This is a genomic window from Bradyrhizobium sp. USDA 4504, from assembly GCF_054063995.1.
In genome coordinates, this window is record NZ_JBSSGV010000001.1 from 8,496,556 (window position 1) to 8,510,845 (window position 14,290).

13 protein-coding genes are annotated in these 14,290 nt (G+C 65.0%); 5 read left to right on the forward strand and 8 right to left on the reverse strand.

What is annotated here, in order from left to right:
- The first annotated feature begins 46 nt into the window (after positions 1-46).
- From ACVMB1_RS39920 to mctP, 3 genes are all read left to right on the forward strand, one after another.
- The gene (locus tag ACVMB1_RS39920; protein WP_076827603.1) at positions 47-1,018 is read left to right on the forward strand and encodes a tripartite tricarboxylate transporter substrate binding protein; all 972 of its coding nucleotides are present in this window, start codon (positions 47-49) and stop codon (positions 1,016-1,018) included.
- Between the two features lie 145 nt (positions 1,019-1,163).
- The gene (locus ACVMB1_RS39925) at positions 1,164-1,349 is read left to right on the forward strand and encodes a DUF3311 domain-containing protein (RefSeq protein WP_076827601.1); all 186 of its coding nucleotides are present in this window, start codon (positions 1,164-1,166) and stop codon (positions 1,347-1,349) included.
- Between the two features lie 10 nt (positions 1,350-1,359).
- Positions 1,360-2,850, forward strand: coding sequence for a monocarboxylate uptake permease MctP (gene mctP, locus ACVMB1_RS39930; protein WP_076827599.1), 1,491 nt, complete (start codon positions 1,360-1,362; stop codon positions 2,848-2,850).
- On the opposite strand, the gene ACVMB1_RS39935 is transcribed toward mctP, so the two are convergent.
- Positions 2,821-6,297 carry an indolepyruvate ferredoxin oxidoreductase family protein gene (locus ACVMB1_RS39935; protein ID WP_141339599.1) on the reverse strand — a complete coding sequence of 1,159 codons (3,477 nt, stop codon included), beginning with the start codon at positions 6,295-6,297 and terminating at the stop codon, positions 2,821-2,823. The two genes, mctP and ACVMB1_RS39935, sit on opposite strands and share 30 nt — an antisense overlap.
- A 157-nt stretch (positions 6,298-6,454) precedes the next feature.
- On the opposite strand from ACVMB1_RS39935, the gene ACVMB1_RS39940 reads away from it, so the two are divergent.
- A complete protein-coding gene (locus tag ACVMB1_RS39940; protein ID WP_057015467.1) occupies positions 6,455-6,910 on the forward strand; it encodes an Lrp/AsnC family transcriptional regulator in 456 nt (151 codons plus the stop codon).
- 299 nt (positions 6,911-7,209) lie between these two features.
- Here the strand turns inward: ACVMB1_RS39940 and ACVMB1_RS39945 are convergent, their stop codons facing one another.
- Together ACVMB1_RS39945 and ACVMB1_RS39950 are read right to left on the reverse strand one after the other, a co-directional pair.
- Positions 7,210-7,710: a hypothetical protein gene (locus ACVMB1_RS39945; RefSeq protein ID WP_076827596.1), complete on the reverse strand. Its 501-nt coding sequence runs from the start codon at positions 7,708-7,710 to the stop codon at positions 7,210-7,212.
- Positions 7,711-7,767: 57 nt separating this feature from the next.
- Entirely contained in the window at positions 7,768-8,181 is a 414-nt protein-coding gene (locus ACVMB1_RS39950; RefSeq protein WP_244558805.1) for a hypothetical protein, read from the reverse strand.
- Positions 8,182-8,312: 131 nt separating this feature from the next.
- Here ACVMB1_RS39950 and ACVMB1_RS39955 point away from each other — a divergent pair, with 131 nt between their 5' ends.
- On the forward strand, positions 8,313-9,233 hold the full coding sequence (locus tag ACVMB1_RS39955; protein WP_076827592.1) for a LysR family transcriptional regulator: 921 nt from the start codon (positions 8,313-8,315) through the stop codon (positions 9,231-9,233).
- Positions 9,234-9,287: 54 nt separating this feature from the next.
- On the opposite strand, the gene ACVMB1_RS39960 is transcribed toward ACVMB1_RS39955, so the two are convergent.
- The 5 genes from ACVMB1_RS39960 to ACVMB1_RS39980 form a co-directional block, all read right to left on the reverse strand.
- Positions 9,288-9,533: a hypothetical protein gene (locus ACVMB1_RS39960; RefSeq protein ID WP_244558804.1), complete on the reverse strand. Its 246-nt coding sequence runs from the start codon at positions 9,531-9,533 to the stop codon at positions 9,288-9,290.
- On the reverse strand, positions 9,469-10,344 hold the full coding sequence (locus tag ACVMB1_RS39965; RefSeq protein ID WP_244558803.1) for a serine hydrolase domain-containing protein: 876 nt from the start codon (positions 10,342-10,344) through the stop codon (positions 9,469-9,471). Before ACVMB1_RS39965 ends, ACVMB1_RS39960 begins: the two co-directional genes overlap by 65 nt.
- Before the next feature lie 483 nt (positions 10,345-10,827).
- The gene (locus ACVMB1_RS39970) at positions 10,828-11,613 is read right to left on the reverse strand and encodes a fumarylacetoacetate hydrolase family protein (RefSeq protein ID WP_076827590.1); all 786 of its coding nucleotides are present in this window, start codon (positions 11,611-11,613) and stop codon (positions 10,828-10,830) included.
- A 12-nt stretch (positions 11,614-11,625) separates the two neighbouring features.
- On the reverse strand, positions 11,626-12,990 hold the full coding sequence (locus tag ACVMB1_RS39975; RefSeq protein ID WP_456849736.1) for an LLM class flavin-dependent oxidoreductase: 1,365 nt from the start codon (positions 12,988-12,990) through the stop codon (positions 11,626-11,628).
- Positions 12,991-13,014: 24 nt separating this feature from the next.
- Positions 13,015-14,067 carry an Ldh family oxidoreductase gene (locus ACVMB1_RS39980; protein WP_057015461.1) on the reverse strand — a complete coding sequence of 351 codons (1,053 nt, stop codon included), beginning with the start codon at positions 14,065-14,067 and terminating at the stop codon, positions 13,015-13,017.
- Between the last annotated feature and the right edge of the window lie 223 nt (positions 14,068-14,290).

The following is a 14,290-nucleotide window of genomic DNA, read 5'->3' on the forward strand; positions in this document are numbered from 1 at the left end:
ATAGCCGTTGCGTGTATGAAGATCGCCTCACCTGCCGGGGTCCGTCATGCCGTTTCGTCTCCTCGCATCACTCCTGTTCGCGCTCGCAGCAAACCTGCTGCTGCAACTGCCGGCGCGCGCCGCCTATCCCGACCACATCGTCAAGATCGTGGTGCCGTTCGCGCCGGGCGGCGGCACCGATGTCGTGGCGCGGACGCTGGCGCAGGAGATGCAGAAGGATCTCGGCGTCACCGTCATCATCGAGAACAAGCCGGGGGCGGGCACCATCATCGGCACGCAGAGCGTCGCGGCGAGCCCATCCGACGGCTACACGCTGCTGATGGCGACCTTCGCCAACGCGGTCAATCCGAGCCTCTACAGCAAGCTGCCTTATGATGCGCACAAGGATTTTGCGCCCGTGGCGCTGGTGGCGCGCTCCTTCAACGTCGTTGTGGTCAATCCCGCTTCGCCGATCAAGTCGATTGCCGATCTGATCGCGGCCGCGAAGGCCGATCCGGAAAAGCTGTCCTACGGCACCTATGGCACCGGCACCTCGGCGCATCTCGCCGGCGAACTGTTCAAGCACATGGCCGGGGTCAATCTCACGACCGTTCCCTACAAGGGCGCGGCGCCTGCCATCACCGACCTCTTGGGTGGCCAGATCCAGGTAATGTTCACCACGGTGGCAAGCTGCGCCTCGCTGGTCGAGGCCGGGCAGCTGCGCGCGATCGGAGTGACGTCGGCCGAACGCTCGCCTGCGTTCCCGCAATTGCCGACGGTCTCGGAAGCCGGCGCCTCCGGCTATGTCGCCGAATCCTGGTACGGCCTCTACGTGCCGGCGAATACGCCGACCGACATCATCGACCGCCTCAACAGATCGGCGGCCAAGGCCGTGCAGGCGGAGGCCTTCAAGAAGCTCAGCGTCAATGAGGGCCTCGTGATGGTGGCCTCTCCTCCGGCCGAGCTCGACCGCTACTTTGCCGGCGAGGAGGCGCGCTGGCGCAAGGTGATAAAGGACGCCGGCATCAAGGCCGAATAGGCGGCATGCGCCAGGTGACGATCACATCTTTTTGCGTCGCATTGCCGTAACCGTGATTCTAGACGCAACGGACCGGTTCCTGGATCGTTGCCATGATCAGCGGAACCTCCCGCCTTGAGCTGTGTCTTGCGTCAAAGAGTAGGCCATGTGGATTTTGTTGCTGCTGCCGTTCATCGGCTTGCTGTGCGTGCCGTTCTATAATTTCGTCGAGCCGTCGCTGTTCGGCTTTCCCTTCTTCTACTGGTACCAGCTCGCCTGGGTGCCGATCTCCTCGCTCTTGATCTGGCTGGTCTATCGCAGCCGCCGGCCCGATACCGACGAGCCGCGGTGAGGGGACAGCCATGACCGATCACATCGCCTGGGTGGCGCTCTCCGTCTTCATCTTCTTTTTCGCGCTCGTCACCGTGATGGGCTTCTTCGCGGCGCGCTGGAAATCCGGCCCGGTCAGCGAGCATCTCGACGAATGGGGCCTCGGCGGTCGCCAGTTCGGCACCTGGATCACCTGGTTCCTGGTCGGCGGCGATTTCTACACCGCCTACACCGTGATCGCGGTGCCGGCGCTGGTCTACGCGGTCGGTGCCTACGGCTTCTTCGCGCTGCCCTACACCATCATCGTCTATCCCTTCGTGTTCGCTGTCATGCCGGTGCTGTGGAAGAAGGCGCATGCGAACGGCTACGTCACCGCCGCCGATGTCGTCCACGGCGCCTATGGCTCGCGCGCGCTCGAGCTCGCGGTGGCGCTGACCGGCCTGGTCGCGACCATGCCCTACATCGCGTTGCAGCTGATCGGCATGGAGGTCGTGATCAAGGCGATGGGGCTATCCGGCGAACTGCCGATCATCGCCGCCTTCGTGATCCTCGCGCTCTATACCTATAGCTCCGGCCTGCGCGCGCCGGCGCTGATCGCCTTCGTCAAGGACATCATGATCTACATCGTGGTGCTGGCCGCCGTGGTCGTGGTGCCCGCGAAGCTCGGCGGCTACGGCGCGGTGTTCTCGGCCGCCAACGACGCCTTCACGGCGAAGGGCGGCGCCACCGGCCTGACGTTGAAGCCCGGACAGTATCTGCCCTATGCGACGCTGGCGCTGGGCTCGGCGCTCGCCGCCTTCATGTACCCGCACACGCTGACCGGCATCTTCGCCTCGAAGTCGGCGGATACCATCCGCAAGAATGCGATCCTGCTGCCGGCCTATACGCTCTTGCTCGGCCTGATCGCGCTGCTCGGCTACATGGCCTATGCCGCCGGCATCAAGGTGACTTCGCCGAACGACGTGGTGCCGATGCTGTTCAAGACGCTGTTCCCGGAATGGTTCGCGGGCTTTGCGTTCTCGGCGATCGCGATCGGCGCGCTGGTGCCGGCGGCGGTGATGAGCATCGGCGCCGCCAACCTGTTCACGCGCAATGTCTGGAAGTCCTACGTCAACCCGGACATCTCGCACGCCGGTGAGGCGTCGGTGGCGAAGATCACATCGCTGGTGGTCAAGGTCGGTGCGCTCGCCTTCATCTTGTTCCTGCCGACGCAATATGCGCTCGACCTGCAACTGCTTGGCGGCCTCTGGATCGTGCAGACGCTGCCGGCGCTGGTGTTCGGGCTGTTCACCGTCTGGTTCCGCGCCGAAGGGCTGCTGCTCGGCTGGGCGGTCGGCATCGGCTGGGGCACGTATACGGCGTGGAGCAACGGGCTGAAGCCGCTCGCCAGCATCTCGCTCGGCGATGCCAGCTACAGCTTCTATGTCGGCCTCGGCGCGTTGCTGCTCAACATCGTCGTGGCGGTGCTCGCGACTGTCGTGGTCGGCCTGATATCACCCGCCAAGCGCCGCGCGGCGGCCTGAGCCGTCGCCTTGGTCTGACGGGGCGGAGGCAAGTCGCGCGGTGAGCCGCGCAACCTCCGCCCTGGTCTTTTCGATCGCGGCGTCTTTCACCGACCCATAGCCGCGGATCTCCATCGGCGCCTTTGCCAGCGCGACGAGATCGGGCAGCCGTGCCTTGTCGAGCTTGCCGAGCATGGTCTCGATCAGCGCCTCATACCAGGTAATCAGCTCGCGCTCGGTGCGGCGCTCCGCGGCGTAGCCGAACAGGTCGAAGGGTGTGCCGCGCAGCCCTTTCAGGCTCGCGAGCAACCGCAGCGGCGTCTGGATCCACTGTCCGAACGCGCGCTTCCTCGGCCGTCCCCGTGCATCGCGCCGCGCTGGCAGGAACGGCGGCGCAAGGTGATATTGCACCGTGAAGTCGCCGTCGAATTCCTGGCTGAGCTCGTCGAGGAAGCCGCTCTGCATATGCAGCCGCGCCACTTCGTATTCGTCCTTGTAAGCCATCAGCTTGAACAGCGACCGGGCCACGGCGTCGGTCAAGGTCTCGCTGCTGAGCGCCACTTCGGCGCGACGCACGCGGTAGATTGTCGCCCGATAGCGCGCGGCATAGGCCTCGTCCTGATACGCCCTGAGGAAATCGGCGCGCCTCGCGATCACCTGCTCCAGCGTCTCCGGGACATCGGCCGCAGCACCGTCGGCCTTCGGCAAGAACTCCGGATCGGCGAAGGCGATCCGGCCCCAGGCCAGCGCCTGCCTGTTGCGCTCGATGGCGACGCCGTTCAATTCGATCGCGCGCGTCAGCGCCTCCAGCGAGACCGGCACCAGGCCCTGCTGCCAGGCGAAGCCGAGCATCATGATGTTGGCAAAGACGCTGTCGCCGAGCAGCCGCTCGGCCAGCGCGTTGGCGTCGATCATGGTGAGGTTGCCCGACCCGATCACTCGCTCGATCGCGCGCAAGCGAACCGGCGAGGCGAGGTCGGCATCGCGAAAGCGCACCACGTCGCCGGTCGGCATCTCGGCGATATTGACCGCGGCGCGCATTCCCTTGCGATAGGTGCCGGATGCTTTTGCCGACGAGCTCACCACGAGGTCGCAACCGATCAGCGCGTCAGCCGCGCCCTGGTCGATCCGCACCTGATGCAGCGCGTCGGGCGTAACCGCCAGCCGCAGGTAGCTCAGCACGGGGCCGAACTTCTGCGCAAAACCGGTGAAGTCGAGCACCGAGACGCCGCGGCCCTCGAGATGCGCGGCCATCGCGATCAATGCGCCGACCGTGATGACGCCGGTGCCGCCGACGCCGGTGACAAGGAGATCATAGGGCCGCTCCAGTCCCGCAAGCTCCGGTACCGGCAGCGCGGCTGCGCGCGCCAGCGGATCGATCGCGCTCGCGCTCTTCGCCCGCCGCTTGCCGCCCTCGATGGTGACGAAGCTCGGGCAGAAGCCGTTGAGACAGGAAAAGTCCTTGTTGCAGGTTGAGAGGTTGATCCGGCGCCTGCGGCCGAACGGCGTTTCCTTCGGCTCGACGCTGAGGCAGTTGGATTCCACCGAGCAGTCGCCACAGCCCTCGCAGACGAGGTCGTTGATGTAGGCGAAGCGCGCGGGATCCCCGATCGTGCCGCGCTTGCGCCGCCGCCGCTTCTCGGTGGCGCAGGTCTGCTGATAGATCAGCACGGTGACGCCGGGAATTGCGCGCAGCTCGCGCTGCACGGCATCCATCGCCTCGCGCGGATGGATGGTGACGCCGGCGGGCAGATCCACCGGCGAGAAATGCGCGGGATCGTCCGACACCAGCGCGATCCGCGCGACGCCCTCGGCGCGGACAGAGTGCGCGATCGCCTGCACGCTGACCGGGCCGTCGACCGGCTGGCCGCCGGTCATCGCCACCGCGTCATTGAACAGGATCTTGTAGGTGATGTTGGCTTTCGCAGAGATCGCCTGCCGGATCGCCATCGAGCCGGAGTGATAGTAGGTGCCTTCGCCGAGATTCTGGAAGACGTGGCTGTTGCCGGTGAATTTCGATGACGCCGCCCAGTTGACGCCTTCGCCGCCCATCTGGATCAGCGACGAGGTCTCGCGGTCCATCCAGCTTGCCATGAAATGGCAGCCGATGCCGGCCAGCGCCTTGGAGCCCTCGGGCACTTTCGTCGAGGTGTTATGCGGGCAGCCCGAGCAGAAATACGGCGTACGGGTCGCGCCCGGCACCGCGATCATGCGGTCCTGTTCGGGCACCAGCGCGGCAACGCGGCGAGCGAGTTGCAATTCCGGAAACATCGGGTCGAGCCGGCGCGCCAGCACGTCGGCGAGCATGCGCGGCGACAATTCGCCGGTCCAGGAGATCAGCCGCGCGCCGCTCTCGTCATGTTTGCCGACCATCCGGTCCGGCTTGGCGCCGGGATAGTCGTAGAAATACTCCTTGAACTGGCTCTCGATGATGCCGCGCTTCTCCTCGACCACGAGGATCTCGCGCTTGCCTTTCACGAACTCCATCGCATCGTGCAGCGCCAGCGGCCACACCATGCCGATCTTGTAGATGTCGATGCCGAAGCGGCGGCACGCGGCTTCATCCAGCCCGACCAGCCGCAGCGCCTCCATCAGATCGAGATGCGCCTTGCCCGTGGTGACGATGCCGTAGCTCGCATCCTTGATGTCGTAGATGTGGCGATCGATCGGATTGGCTTTCGCGAAGGCGTAGACCGCGTGCTTCTTCGCCTCCAGCCGTTCCTCGATCTGCGGGCCCGGCAGATCCGGCCAGCGATAATGCAGGCCGCCGGGCGGCGGCACGAAATCCGGTTGCACGAAACGGCGCGGCGGCCGCAGCTCGACCGAGGCGCCGGACTCCACGATCTCCGAGATCGCCTTGAAGCCGACCCACATGCCGGAGAACCGGCTCAGCGCGTACCCATACTCGCCGAATGCGAGATATTCGCCGATATCGGCCGGATGCAGCGTCGGCATGAACCAGCTCATGAAGGCGACGTCGGACTGATGAGGCATCGAGGACGACACGCAGCCATGGTCGTCGCCCGCGACGACGAGCACGCCGCCACGCGGCGAGGAGCCATAGGCATTGCCGTGCTTCAGCGCATCGCCGGAACGGTCGACGCCGGGGCCCTTGCCGTACCAAAGGGCGAACACGCCATCGACCTCGCGATCTCTTTGCGTCTCGACCTGCTGCGAGCCGAGTACGGCGGTCGCCGCGAGGTCCTCATTCACCGCGGGCAGGAATTCGATGCGGCTGTCCTTGAGCTGCTCGCCGATCTTCCACAGTTCGAGATCGACGCCGCCGAGCGGCGAGCCGCGATAGCCGGAGATGAAGCCCGCGGTGTTGAGGCCGGCAGCGCGGTCGCGCCGCGCCTGGTCGAGCACGATGCGGACGATCGCTTGCGTGCCGGTGAGGAAGACGCGGCCGCGGTCGCGGCTGTAGCGCTCGGACAGCTGATAGGCGTCGAGCAACGGCATCTGGCCCATGACTGACCTCTCCGGGATTCGCGATGTCTGATCCGACAAGGCTATGCCTGTGGGCGTGGTAGGTCTTACCTATCCATTCATTTGTCGCGGAAAAATCGGCAGGATATTGCTGAGAACGATGTAGTTCGGTAGGATCTACCAAATCGAGGGCCTCGCAATGGTCGAAGAGCAGGACGAGAAAATCCTCGCCGAACTGCAGAAGGACGGCCGCGCCACCAACCAGCAGCTTGCGGAAACCGTCGGGATGTCGACCTCGGCGTGCTGGCGCCGGGTTCGTGCGCTGGAAGAGTCCGGTGTCATCTCGGGCTATTCGGCGCTGGTCGCGCGCGAGCGCGCAGGCTTTGCGACCTCGGCGATCCTGCACGTTTCGCTCGAGCGCCACGACGTCAAATTCGTCGACGAGTTCGTCGCGCGGGTGATGAAGCGCCGCGAAGTGCTGGAATGCTTCGCGACCACCGGCGACGCCGACTATCATCTGCGCGTCGTGGTGCGCGACATGGACGCCTACAACAAATTCCTCGACGAGTTCATGTTCCGCATTCCCGGTATCCGCCACGTCCGCACCAACGTGATCCTGAAGGAGATCAAGACCGGCGTGGCGTTGCCGTTTTGAGGTGACGACGATGATGGGGCCGCGCGCTCAATTTTGTCCCGTCACCCTGAGGAGGCCGCGTAGCGGCCGTCTCGAAGGGCGAACGGCCTTCCAGCCCGGCCGTGCATCCTTCGAGGCTCGCCCAGCGGCGCAAGTGCGCCGCAAGGCTCGCACCTCCAGCGACAAAGGCGAAGCCTTTGCGCGGGGATGACGGTCGAACCAGTCGGTAGGATGGGTAGAGCGAAGCGAAACCCATCCTGGTGCCGCGGGTTCGACTTGATGGGTTTCGCTACGCTCTACCCATCCTACGAAGATACGGGTCATGCTGCCTGTTCTGTCGACTTGGTCTTCAACAGAATCATGAACACCATGACATGGCTGACCAGCAGCAGCGGCACATAGAGCGCCGGAATATAGATGCCGGCGCCGAACAGGCCGGGATCGCCGATCTTCACGCCGTTGTAATAGGCGTTGAGAAGGTCCAGCGTGCCCCAGATGTTGAAGACCCAGACGATCGGAATCGCGATCGCCCACCGCCAGGACAGCGCCGCCATCGCAAGCAGCGCGAGAACGGCGGCGACGAGATCGCCCCATCCGACCTCGCTTGCGAAATCCGTGCTCAACTGCGGCGACACGAACCCGGCCACCATGAAGTTCATGCCCAGGAACCTGAACGCATGGAACGCTGCGAGCAGTCGGAGCGCGTTGTCACGTGGCATCGCGCGGATCGCCGGCCAGACGTAGGTGACGGCCACGACGGCACTTGTCAGAAACCCGCCGGCGACGCTGAGGACGAATGGAAGATTGAAGCCCGGGGGCATCGGCGGATTTCCTTGTTGTCGATCGGTTCGGTTGGCTTGCGTTCAGGACCTTGACGCTCAGGGCTTGGCGACGAGCAGGCGGAGCGGCAGCAGCGGGCCGACCCCGATGTACTCGTGATCCATCAGATCGAGCTTGGACAACGGCAGCCCTTCCATGATCGCGTGCGCCTCGGATACATCCTTGGCGTCGAGCAGCAAGACCACGCCGCGCCCGTCGGAGCGCGAATACCATTCGCGAATCTTGCCGTTGAGATAGAGCTGCACGGTCTGCCGGATTTCGTCCGGCATCACGGCCATCACCTGATCGCGGGTGACGCCGGCTTTCGCAGTGAGGATGACCATCACGCCTGTGGTGATGGTGGAGGCGGCTTGTGCCTGTACTTGGGCTTGAGCAGGGGAGGGAGCGGTCATGATGGTGGCGCCTGTCAGAGTGAGGGTGAGAGCCAGGATTGTGTGACGGATTGCTTGCATCGGTCGCATGTCTCCGTTCACGACGGATGTCGTGATGTCGCGTGAGCAGCGCGCGTCGCGTTGCTGCCGCTTGTGGCTCCGATGTAAGGCAGCTTTCCGCGAGCGACTATTCGCGATAATGTTCACGGGCCATGAAGCAGAACTTCACAGTCCGGCAGGGCGCGCTCGACGGCGTCGAGGCATTCCTTGCCGTCGCCCAGCACCGCAGTTTTCGCCGTGCGGCGGCCGAGCTCGGCGTCACGCCATCGGCGATCAGCCAGGCGGTGCGCGCCCTCGAGGCGCGCCTCGGCGCGGTGCTGTTCATCCGCACCACCCGCAGCGTCGGACTGACCGACGCCGGCGAACGGTTTCTGGCGCGCGCAAGACCGGCATTCGAGGAGCTGGTCGCGGCGAGCGGGGCGGCGCGGGAGCTCGGGCAGAAGCCCGCCGGGCTGTTGCGTCTCACCGTGCCGCGCTCGGTGGTGCCGATCCTGCTCGAGCCGCTGATCGCCTCGTTCTGCAAGGCCTATCCCGAGATCGAGGTCGAGCTCGCCGCCAGCGAGGAATTGGTCGACCTCGCCGCCGGCGGCTTCGATGCGGGCATCCGGATGGGCCAGTTCATCAATCCGGACATGGTCGCGGTGCGCCTGACCAAGCCGTTCCCGTTCGCCATCGTCGGCAGCCCGGACTATCTCGCGCGCCGCGGCCGCCCCAAGCGTCCGGACGATCTGCGCGCGCACGCGTGCCTGCGGCTCCGGCGGTCGAACGGAGGGCTCGCGCCGTGGTCGCTGAACGACAATGGCCGTTCGATCGAGCTTGCCGTGTCGGGATCCTTCATCGGCCATGATTTTCCGACGCTGGTCGGCGCCGCCATCGAAGGCGTGGGCCTCGCGCAAGTCCCCGCACCGCTGATATCAGGCGCCGTCAAGGAGAAGAAGCTCGTCCGCGTGCTGGAGCCATTCGCGCCGACGACGCCGGGCGTGTTCCTCTACTATCCCGGCCATCGCCAGATCATGCCGAAGCTGCGCGCCTTCATCGATCACGTGAAGAGCAGGCCGCGGGCCGCGCGGTGAGGAGAGCCCGGATTTGCATTGCTCGTTCACGTCATCTCGGAATGACGGGAGGGTCTAGGCGCGCTTCTGAGGATGCCAGTCAGGCACCGTCTTGACCATGTGCCAGACCAGCAGGTCGAGGGCGCGGGTCATGCCTTCCCGCGACCTGGTATTGGTGAACGCCGACCAGCAGAAATCGCCGCTGGTTCGCACCGAGATCGTCGTCGTTCCGTCCAACAGGCCGCTGTGCCACCAATTATTGTTCGCGGTGACGAACAGGCCCTTGGCGTAGCGGGGGTTGATGGCGCTGGGGGTGCTCATGACGCGGAGGCTGTCGGTCGGTCAGCAGCTGCTCAGTGTCCTTGAAGCCGTCGATATGGACGAACAGCGTCGTCAAATCGCCCGGCGTCGCAATCCAGCCGCCGTGCGAATCCATCCGGGCGACGTTCATCCGGTACGGATCGCCGGTCTGGCTGTAGTATTTCACTTCGTTGCTTGCGCGCTCGCCCAGCGTATTGCCGGCAATCTGCATGTCGGTGATGCCGCATCGCTTCAGGACGGCGTCCTTGATGTATTGCTCGTAGCTCTGGCCGCTCAGCTTTTCGATCACGCGGCCGAGGATGCAATAGCCGAAGTTCGAATAGGCATAGGCTTCGCCTGGCGGACTGGTGAGCGGCATATGCTCCAGCGTCCAGCTGATCAGTTCGCGATGCTTCAGGTTCTGGTTCATGAACATCGGATCGCGAGACTGGTTTCCCCAGGTCCCGGTGGTGTGGGTCAAGAGATGCTCGACCGTGATCTGCTCGACATGGGAGCGAGACGAGCCGGGTGGCATCAAGCTTGGCAGCGTGGGTGTCGTCGGATAGTCCTTGCCGAGAATGGAGCTTGCGCCGAACACATAGTCGCCGAGCCGCAATTTGCCGGCCTCGATCAGGGTGAAGATCCCGGTCGAGGTCACAGGCTTCGATATGCTCGCGATCCGGAAGCGGTGTTGCGGGGTCAATGCTTCGCCGGTCTCCCGATCCGCAACCCCGAACGCCTCGACATAAGCCGGCTTTCCCTTGATTGCGATCGCGATCGAAAGACCCGGTACATCGTAGTCCTTCATGAAGTCGGCGGCCAGGTCAGCCATCTGCTTGCGTTGCTCCGACGTCGGAAGCTCCGCGGGCTGCTCGGCAAGGGCGGTCGACGGCCCGCAAACGATCCCTGCGGCCGATAGCAGGGAGCCCTGAAGCAACGTTCGGCGTGAAAGTGGCATGGCTGACTTGTCTGATGAGTGCGCGCGGACCTTATTGCGCTTTGCCCTGTGTTGTCACGATGCGAACGGCTGTGTGATCACGTCACGATGGCCCGTCGGGCAAATGCCGTCGCGAGAATGCGAGTGTGTGATCCACCAGCGGCGCCACAAACTCGCCGTCGTGCCGGCGAAAGCCGGGACGACAAATGGAGAGAGAAGCGACCCGGTCCATCACCGTCATGCTGAGGTGCGAGCGCAGCGAGCCTCGAAGCACGACGGCCCGGCTCTCGACGCAAGGATGGAGCGGCGGCCGTGCATCCTTCGAGGCTCGCTTCGCGAGCACCTCAGGATGACGGCTCTAAAGTGGTGCAAGCCGCCTCACACCTTCTCCCTCACGAACCTGTTCCGCAGCGTGCCGATGCCGGTGATGTCGATCTCGACCACGTCGCCGTCCTTCAGGTCCGGCGAGGCGCCGTCGGTGCCCATCCAGATCACGTCGCCGGGCGACAGCGTGAAATATTTGGTCAGTTCGACGAGGAACGGGACGATGCCGAAGATCATCTCGTTGGTGTGGAAGCGGCCGGTTTCCTTGCCGTTGACGCGGATCGCGGTCTCCATGCGGTCGAGGTCGACATCGGTCTCGATCCACGGGCCCATCGGCTTGAAGGTATCGGCGTTCTTGGCACGCCACAGCCCGCGATCCGCCTTCTGCCAGCTGCGTTCGGAGACGTCGTTGCCGATGGTGTAGCCGAACACGCAGTCCATCGCGTTGGCCTCGGTCAGGTGCTTGGCGGTCTTGCCGATCACGACGACGAGCTCGCCCTCGTAATGGATCTTCTCGGTCGCGCTCGCGGGGATCACGACGTTCTCGTCATGGGCGATCAGCGCGTTCTGCGCGCGGTAGCCGATCTCGGGACGATCGGGAACGTTCGGCACGGTGCCGGCCTTGTCGGCGGCCTCTTTGAGGTGCTTCAAATAATTCAGCCCGACGCAGTAGAAGGTGCGCGGGATCAGCGGCAGCTCGATCTTGACGTCCTTCAACGCATGCGTCTTCGACGTCTTGCTCCATTCGCCGAACGGATCGCCGTTGACGGTGGTGACGGTGTCGCCCTCGACGAGGCCCCAGGATGTATTGCCTGCGGCGGTGAATTTCAGCCAGCGCATGATGATGTCCCTCTATTCCGCGGCCTGCGTGCGGGTCTTCCAGGCGCCCGCGGCCGGGCGCTTGAGCCCGAGATTTTCGCGCAGCGTCGTGCCGGCGTAGTCCTTGTGGAACAGCCCGCGCTTCTGCAGTTCGGGCACCACGTGGTTGACGAAGTCGGCATAGGAGCCCGGCACGTAGCTCGCCGCGACGACGAAGCCGTCGCAGCCGCGATTGACAAACATCTCCTCCAGCCGGTCGGCGATCTCCTTCGGGCCGCCGACCATCGCGTCCTGCACCTGGCCGCGGCCGGAGAAGGTGATGAAGTCGCGGGTCGAGGGATTGGTCTTGCCGGAGGTGCGCAGCACGCCGTCGCGGATGCCGAGCATGCCTTGCATGCCCTGCAACTCCTCGGTGGTTAGCGGCTCGTCGATCGGTTTGGCGCCGAAATCGAAGTTGAGGCCTTCGGCGAGCAGCGACAACGCGTCGATCTCGAGCGGCAGCTTCTGGATCACCGCCATCCGGTCCTCGGCCTCGGCCTTGGTCGCGCCGGTGACCGGCGTGATCAGATTGCAGAGGAACATCTGGTCGGGATCGCGCCCGGCCTTGGCGGCTTCGCCCCGGATCGCGTCATAGCCCTGCCTGGCATTGGCGAGGTTGCGCGCCGCGGTGAAGATCACCTCACCCCAACGCCCGGCAAAGCGCTGGCCGCGGCCGGAGGCGCCGGCCTGGATCACGACGGGATGGCCCTGCGGCGAGCGCGGCACCGTGAACGGGCCGCGCGAGGTGAAGAATGTGCCCTTGTGGTCGAGCCGCTTCACCTTGGTCGGATCGGCGAAGCGGCCGCTCTTCTTGTCGATCAGCAGCGAACCGTCTTCCCAGGCGTCCCAGTGGCCGAGCACCACCTCCATGAACTCGTCGGCGCGGTCATAGCGATGGTCGTGCTCGAGATGCTGCTCGCGGCCCATGTTGAGCGCTTCGCCGTCATTGACCGACGTCACCACGTTCCAGGCGGCGCGGCCACCCGTCATCACGTCGAGCGTGGCGAAACGGCGGGCGACGTCGAACGGCTCGAAATAGGTGGTGGAGGCGGTCGAGGCGAGGCCGAGCTTGGTGGTGACCATGCCCATCGTGGTCAGCACCACGATCGGGTCCATCTTCACGCAGCGGATGCCGTATTCGACGGTGTGGGCGTGATCGTTGCCGTAGCGATCGGGCATTGCGAGGCGATCGTCGAAGAACGCCATGTGGAACTTGCCGCGCTCCAGGATGCGCGCGATCTCCTGATAGTAGTCCGCCGACATCGAATCGTCGCGCGATTCCGGGTGACGCCAGGAGCTCGGCAGGTTGGTGCAGTTCTGCGCCTGCAAAAAGCCAACCAGCGCCATTTGCCGTGTCATGTCGTTCTCCTGTGTCCGCAACTATCAGCGAAGGTCGAGCTCATCGGTGAGCTTGTAATCGGCGGCGAGCGCCTTGAGCTTGTCCCAGGTCGCATCCTCGATCTCGATGCCGTCCTTGCGCCGCTGCTGCTCGCGCAGATATTCGATCTCGCCGGGATAGAACACGCCGCGGCTCCCTTCCGAGGGCGGCGTCGATTTCAGGTAGCGGGCGAAGTCGGCGACCTCCTTCCTGAAGTCCATGAGCGGACGGAATGCGGCGACGTTGAACACCGCCATGAAGCAGCCGTCGTTGTGTCGGCCGGTCGGCTCGACGCCGAAGCCGAGCCCGGTCAGGAGGCCGCACAGCACCTCGATCATCGCGGCAAGGCCCGAGCCCTTGTAGCCTTCGCTGCCGCCGAGCGGCAGCAGCGCGCCGCCCTTGCGGTAGTCTTTCGGGTCAGTGGTGTCGCGCCCCTCGGCATCGATGATCCAACCCTTCGGGATGCTCTCGCCACGCGCCACCGCGAGCTGGATCTTGCCGGCGGCGACTGCCGAGGTCGCCATATCGAGATAGAATGGCGCCTCGAGGTCGGAGGGCACCGCGATCGAGAGCGGGTTGGTGCCGAGCCGGGCCTCGCGGCCGCCGAACGGCGCCACGTGTTTCGGCGAGCGGCCGGAATCGGCGGCCGCAATCCCGATCATGCCTTCGCGCATCGCCATCATCGGGTAATGCGCGAGCCGTCCGACGTGGCTTTGGCGGAACACCGTGCAGGCCGCGACATTGGCGGTCTTCGCCTTGTTGATGGTCATCTCCATCGCCTTGGCGTTGACGTGGAAGCCGAAGCCCCAATGACCGTCGATCACAGTCGTGGTCGGTGTCTCCTGCACGATGGTCCATTTCGCGCCGGGCACGATGTGGCCGGCCTTGATGCGGTCGATATAGGTCGGGATTGCGATCACGCCGTGGGAGTCGTGGCCGGCGAGGTTGGCGTTGACGCAGCCGGAGGCGACTGCGCTGGCTTCCTCCTCCGATGCGCCGGCACCCTTGAGGAGTGCCGCGCCGATGCGCGTGAGACGGTCGGCCTGGACGATCGGCATGGGATTTTCCTCGCGGTCTGCCCGCGTGATGCGCGGGTCGTGCTTGCTGTTGTCGACGTCATGCTCTCAAAGCGCCGAGGGGCGAGCAAGGGCAGAAAAATCCGGGCGGCCATACCGCCAGCAGGGTGCTCGCCGCCGCGATTTCACGGAGTGGAACGGGCGCGGTCGCGATGCGGAATTTGGCTGCTCGGGCGGCGCGAGCAGGACGTCCATCCGCGCCTCG